This window comes from Thalassospira sp. UBA1131 (assembly GCF_002311515.1).
Taxonomy (GTDB): Bacteria; Pseudomonadota; Alphaproteobacteria; order Rhodospirillales; family Thalassospiraceae; genus Thalassospira.
On the sequence record NZ_DCAO01000081.1, the window covers coordinates 26704 to 33659 of the forward strand.

4 protein-coding genes are annotated in these 6956 nt (G+C 56.0%); all 4 read right to left on the reverse strand.

Features of this window, described 5'->3' with window-relative positions:
* Positions 1–860, reverse strand: an 860-nt coding sequence (locus B3Z49_RS12430; RefSeq protein ID WP_296991266.1) for a Na/Pi cotransporter family protein, incomplete at its 3' end; no start/stop codon positions are given.
* Positions 861–1052: 192 nt separating this feature from the next.
* A complete protein-coding gene (glpD, locus tag B3Z49_RS12435; protein ID WP_296991269.1) occupies positions 1053–2597 on the reverse strand; it encodes a glycerol-3-phosphate dehydrogenase in 1545 nt (514 codons plus the stop codon).
* Positions 2598–2850: 253 nt separating this feature from the next.
* Positions 2851–4785: an asparagine synthase (glutamine-hydrolyzing) gene (asnB, locus tag B3Z49_RS12440; RefSeq protein WP_296991272.1), complete on the reverse strand. Its 1935-nt coding sequence runs from the start codon at positions 4783–4785 to the stop codon at positions 2851–2853.
* Positions 4786–4878: 93 nt separating this feature from the next.
* The gene (locus tag B3Z49_RS12445) at positions 4879–6780 is read right to left on the reverse strand and encodes a sigma-54-dependent Fis family transcriptional regulator (protein ID WP_296991274.1); all 1902 of its coding nucleotides are present in this window, start codon (positions 6778–6780) and stop codon (positions 4879–4881) included.
* Positions 6781–6956: the final 176 nt, after the last annotated feature.

The window sequence follows — 6956 nt, forward strand, 5'->3', positions numbered from 1 at the left end:
GGCAGCCAGATCAAAACCCCGACCAGGTTAAACAGGATATGACCAAGGGCCGTTCGCAACGCATCGCGGTTCTTGCCAATCGTCACCAAAAGGGCCGTGACACAGGTGCCGATATTGGCCCCGAAAATAAGCGCGATCCCGCTATCAAGGGGCACCAACCCCTGCCCGGCCAGAACAATGACAATCCCCATGGTCGCTGCACTTGATTGCACCAGCGCAGTGAACGCCGCCGCGACCAGCATGGCGAGAAACGGATTGCGCATCTGACCCATCACATCGATGAACGGGCCATAGGTCCTAAGCGGTTCCATGGCATCACTCATCATGCCCATGCCAAAGAACAGCATCCCCATGCCCAGCACTGCCTTGCCGATCAGCGTAAACCGCTTGCGATCGGCCAGCATCGTCATGGCAAAGCCAATCGCGATGACAAGCGGCGCAATGGCATCAATCCGAAAGGCGATGATTTGCGCGGTCAGGGTACTGCCGACATTGGCGCCCATAATCACGGCAATCGATTGCGCAAACGGCATCAGTCCGGCCGATACAAAGCCGACCACCAGCACGGTCGTAACACTTGAAGATTGCACCAACCCGGTAATCACCGCACCCGAAACTGCGGCCCAAATACGATTGCGCGTCATGCCAGACAAAACGCGGCGTAGCCTTGCCCCGGCAAGGGTTTTAAGCGCGCCCGCAAGGTGATCCATCCCGTATAAAAACAGGGCCAACCCGCCAACCAGACCGATGGCCATCGACCAGGTATCAAGCGAAGGCGCGTCATCCGCCGCCCATGCCGCCGAGTTGGTCACAAGAAGCAAGAGCGCGCTTGCAAGGATGGATTTCAGGATGGGTGGCATTGGGCACCGGTCGAGGTAATCGGTTGAAAACAAACCGACCATAGCGCAGTTTGGGGACTAAACCCAATTTGAAAGTTTAGCCCCTTGCCAAACTGTCAGGTGGCAGACATTCCACCAGCCTAGCCCAGCCCATTGCCACGCCCGACAAACGATCCGGTGATCACGCCCAACAGTTTGCGGGCAATCGTTGAATTATTCGGCGGCAACCGATTTATGATCTGGCTTTTCCTGTGCCAGACGTTCGCGCAGGACCGCAACCTGATCACCAGACAACCGCAGACCAAGCTTCGAGCGACGCCAGATCAGGTCATCAAGATCACGCACCCATTCGTTTTCGATCAGATAGCGGAGCTCTGCCTCATAGAGGTCATGACCATAACATTTGCCAAGATCACCAACAGTTTTTGCATCACCAACAATCTGGTCGATCCGCGTGCCATAGGCGCGCAGCAGACGTTTGAGCATCACCGCATCCATCCAGTCATAGCGCGCGGCATAATCGGCAAACGCCGCCTGATAGGATGCATTGGGGAAATCCCCCCCCGGCAGCACGGCATTTGCCGTCCACGGAGTGTCCTTGGTGCCCAGTTCCTTTGAGATGATCTGAAGCGCGTGTTCGGCAAGTTTGCGATAGGTGGTGATTTTGCCACCAAACACATGCAGTGCCGGCGCCTGATCGCCGTTGGATTCAAGTTTCAGGGTGTAGTCACGCGATACCTTGGAAGCGTTCGCTTCCGCGCCCTCACCGGCATAAAGCGGGCGCACGCCGGAATAGGTCCAGACGACATCGTCAGACGTGACGGATTGCTTGAAATAGCCGCTGGCAAGCTTGCAAAGATAATCGATTTCGTCCTGATCAATCTTGACCTTGACCGGATCGCCCTTGAAATCAACATCGGTGGTACCGATCAGGGTGAAGTCATCCTGATAGGGAATGGCAAAGACAATTCGGCCATCACCATTCTGGAAGATATAGCAGAAATCATGGTCAAACATCTTGGGTACGACGATATGGCTGCCCTTGACCAGACGGATGTTGGCCTTGGTATCGGACTTAACCACACCGTTTTCCGGATTGATCAGATCGGCACACCACGGCCCGGCGGCATTGATCAACATGCGGCCTGACACCAAACGGTTTTCGCCGCTTTCCTGATCGCGCAGCGTCACGTTCCAACCATCATCTGAACGGCTTGCACCGACACATTCGGTGCGGGTCAAAATCTCGGCCCCCATGTCCTTTGCGTCCATCGCATTGAGGACGACAAGCCGCGCATCATCGACCCAGCAATCGGAATAGACAAAACCCTTGGTCATTTCGTCACGCAGCGGCGCACCCGATACGTGCTTGGCAAATGAAATACCCTCGGACGCCGGAAGCTTTTTGCGCCCACCCAGATGATCATAAAGGAACAGGCCAAGGCGGATCATCCAGGCCGGACGCAAATCATTGCGATGCGGCAGCACAAAGCGCAGCGGCCAGATGATATGCGGCGCATTATCCAGCAATACTTCGCGTTCGGTCAGTGCTTCGCGCACCAGACGGAACTCGTAATGTTCAAGGTAACGCAACCCGCCATGGATCAGCTTTGTGCTGGCCGACGAGGTGGCACTGGCCAGATCATCCTTTTCACACAGCAACACTTTAAGGCCCCGGCCCGCCGCATCGCGTGCGATCCCGGCACCGTTAATGCCGCCGCCAATAATGATCAGGTCATAGTTTGAAGTGCCAGCCATCGGGGCCTCTCATCACAGAAGGAAAACTCGTTAATCTTCAAAATAGTTCATTTTCGAAAATTTTCAAGTTTCGAATTGTGACATTTATTCGACACAGCCATGCGCCTCTTGCACACACATGCTTCAGTTATGCCTGATAAATCCGAATCAACCACAGGAAAGAAAACGTTCATTCGTGAACGAAAATGAAAAACCCCGCCTGAGGTTCAGACGGGGCTCAAAGTCTGCGTAACACGCAAGATGTAAGACTAAATCAGGCCAGCCAGCGTTTCTGCCAGTCAGACAGCATGGCAATCGTCCAAAGCTGATGGCCCCAATTGCGCTTGCCTGACATATGTTCGGACCGGAGCTTTTCGATCTGGCGGCGATCCAGACCGAAGTCGGTATAAAGCGCTTCATTGGCCAGATGGTCACCCATCCATTCATGAAGCGGCCCGCGCAGCCACTGGGCCAGCGGCACGCCAAAGCCGGTTTTCGGCCGGTCGATCATTTCGCACGGGACATATTTATACAGGATCTGGCGCAGGGCATATTTGCCAACCGATCCGTTCATCTTGAGCCGGGCGGGCAAACGCCAGCCAAACTCGATCACGCGGTGATCAATGAACGGCACGCGCACTTCAAGCGAATTGGCCATCGATGCCCGGTCTACCTTGGTCAGCACATCATCGACCATATACATCATCGTATCCATGGCCTGCATGGAGGACACATAATCCAGATGACGGTTGCGACAGAACTTCTCGCCCGGCACCCGGAATTTCTTGCTCGATGCATGCTTGCCGCGCAACTTGTCAGGGTCAAACAGCGAAATCAGCGCATGATAACGATCAATATCATCACGGATCGCCAGAAGCGGTGCCGCCTTGTGGATCTTATCGCCAATCGCACTGGTCGATTTCTTGCCCGGCACCAGCCCGATAAGCTTGTCCCAATGGTCGGGCGAAAGCATGGTCAGCCCGCGCGACACAAGCCCGCTGCCAAATGGAATGCTGCCGGCCGCGGCGCTTAACTGCTTGGCCCACAAATAGCGGTTATAGCCGCCAAAAGTCTCATCGCCGCCATCGCCCGAAAGGGCCACGGTAACGTGTTTGCGGGTCAGGGCCGAGATCAGATAGGTCGGAATGGCGGAGCTGTCAAAGAACGGCTCGTCATAGGTTTCCGAAAGCTTCGGCACCAGATCAAGCGCGTCCTTTGGCGTGACATAAAGTTCGGTATGGTCGGTCTTGAGGTGCTTTGCGACTTCACCGGCGAAGGCGGCCTCGTTAAAGGCCTCGTCCTCGAAGCCGACCGAGAATGTCTTGACCGGCCGGTCTGAAACCGACTGCATCAGGGCAACGACGGTTGATGAATCAATTCCGCCCGAAAGGAACGCGCCCAACGGCACATCGGCCACCATACGGCGTTGCACCGCGTCGCGCAGCAAATCTTCAAGCGCGTCAATCGCACTTTGATCATCGCCGCTCCAGGCATGCGTCTGACCGTTAAGCACCGCATCCTCAACCGACCAATAGGCGTTTTCGGTCGCCTGATCATGCGACGAAATTTCAAGAATATGGCCGGGTTTGAGCATCTTGGCATGGGCATAGATCGAAAGCCCAGATGGCACATAGCCAAAGCGCAAATAGGCATCAAGGCCGGTCTGATTGACCTCGCGCGAGATAGCGTCGCCTGCCAGCAATCCTTTGACCTCGGACGCGAAACCGATATGGCCGTCATAGCGCGACCAGTAAAGCGGCTTGATGCCCAGGCGGTCACGCACAAGGAAAAGCTTTTTCTTCTGCCGGTCCCAAAGCGCAATGGCAAACATGCCAATCAGGCGCTTGATCGTCTCGCGCAGGCCCCAATGGGCAATGCATTCAAGGATGACTTCGGTATCGGAATGCCCGCGCCACGTAATATTGGCCGAGGCAAGCTTTTCACGCAATTCCGGTGCGTTATAGATCTCGCCGTTATAGACCATGACATAACGGCCATTGGCGGAATGCATCGGCTGTTTGCCGGCATCGGAAAGATCAATGATGGCAAGGCGGCGCTGCCCAAGGGCAATACCCTCTTGCTCATCAAGCCAGACATCACCGCCATCCGGGCCACGGTGATACAGCGCATCATTCATGCGCGACACACGATCGCCCAAGCGCGTTGCATCAGCTTGTTCAGACAGCCATAAACCGGCAATTCCACACATGAAAATATCCTGTAAAGCCCTGCCGTTACTTAAAACAATAACGGTGTGCCCTACAATGAAAACATTCGCAAAAGCCGGGTAATTCGACGATTTTTAACGTCGATTGATCCCAAGCCGCGCCATCCGGCGATAAAGCGTGTTGCGCCCAATGCCCAGTGCCTTGGCGGTGTTGCTGATGTGCCATTGCTGATCATCAAGGACCTGGCGCAGGGCGTCTGCCTCGGCCCGTGCGATGGTCTGGCCCGGCGATGGCGGTGCTGTATCCTGCGTTGCATCGAAATCATCGGGCAGATGATGGGGTTCAATCACCCCGTCTTCGGCAAAGACGGCGGCATATTGCAAGACATTGATCAGTTCGCGCACATTGCCCGGCCAGCGGTGAGCCGTCAAAAGCGTCAGAACATCATCACTGCACGCGACATAGTCGTCCGACAACGCCACCAATAGCCGCCCGATCAGATCCGCCAGATCACTGCGTTCGCGTAACGGCGGCACCGCAAGGCGCGCGCCCTTGATGCGATAAAGCAGGTCTTCGCGGAATTTGCCATCGGCTACCGCCGCATTAAGGTCGACATTGCTCGCACAGATCAGGCGGAAATCAACCGGCACGGACTTTGTACTGCCAAGCGGCTCGACCATACGGCTTTCAAGCACACGCAGCAATCGGCCTTGGGCGGCCAGCGGCATATCGCCGATTTCATCGAGAAACAGCGTGCCACCATTGGCCTCGCGGATGCGGCCGCCGAAACCATCGCGCGCCGCACCGGTAAAGGCACCACCGGCATGGCCAAACAGTTCGTTTTCAATCAGTCCTTCGGGAAGGGCGGCACAGTTGATCGCAACAAAGGCCTTTGATTTGCCAAGGGTGGCATCATGAATATGGCGGGCCAGATATTCCTTGCCGCTGCCGGTTTCGCCCGACATCAGAACATTGATATCGCGCGCATGAAGCCGCGTGCCGATTTCAAAAATATGCCGAAGGGCGGCGTCCTTGTCCAGGATGTCGGTCGTGCGTCGGGCTGACAGGGATGGCGCCTTGCGCACCACCGGTGTTGAGCGCCCGACATAACGGCGGCGCATCCGCTGCGGGATGGTGACACTGCCAAACAAAACCCCGCCGCCCGCGATATTAAGCGGGGTTGCAGAGGTGCCCTGCCCGTCCGGGCTTGCCAGTTTGGCAATCAGATTGTCGACATCCATCTCGAACATATCGGCGATATCGGCGGAATTATCACACGCCGCCAGAATGCGCCGCGCAGTCGATGTTGCCCCGCTGATCGAACCATCTGGCGCAATCGAAATCATCGCATCACGGGTTGATCCGACATGGCGGGCATCGGGATGCAGATGGACAATCACATCACCGGCGCGTTCATCAAAAAACAGAATACGTTCAAGCGCATCGGCATAATCGGCCACCATGCTGCGCACGCGCAGGCAATCGGGGCGTTTGATATCTTCGCGGACCGCCGATACATCCAGGACGGAGCACACCTTGCCATCGGGATCAAACACCGGTGCAGCAGTACAGGTCAGAACCGAATGCTGTGCCAGGAAATGTTCGTCCTTGTGGATGGTGATCGGGCGGCCTTCGACAATACAGGTACCAATGCCATTGGTACCTTCGCGTTCCTCGCTCCAGACCGCGCCGGGCAAAAGGCCGTTGGTGCGAAACGACGGCAAAAGCGAATGGGCCGCAACACTGTCAAGGATCACACCGCTATTATCGGTCAGAAACACCGCATAGCCGGATGCATCGATCTTGCGATACAGCGTACGCACAAGGTCATGGGCATGGTGATAAAGCCGTCCGTTGCGATCACGCAATTGCCGGGTCTGGCTTTCAGATATGACTTCGGGACGGCGCAAGGTGTCATGAGCCAGACCAAAGCGTTGTTCACACCGTTGCCAGCTTTCAAGCACCGCACGATTTTGCGCCCCGCCGCTCAGCTGCAGGGCTGCTTCTATCCGTCCGCCGGGAATGTTTCCTGACATAGACGCTATCTCCCTTGTGTCGGTGTTTTTGCCATTGTTTTGGCCCGGATTTTTCCGGTGCGTGGCTTTTGCCACAGCCGATCACAGGCCAAATCGTAACACATTTGACGTCCTCCACGCCAAACAGTTTCGCCCGCCAAATCCGGTAAAACCGTGAGTGTTCCATTTTTGGAACA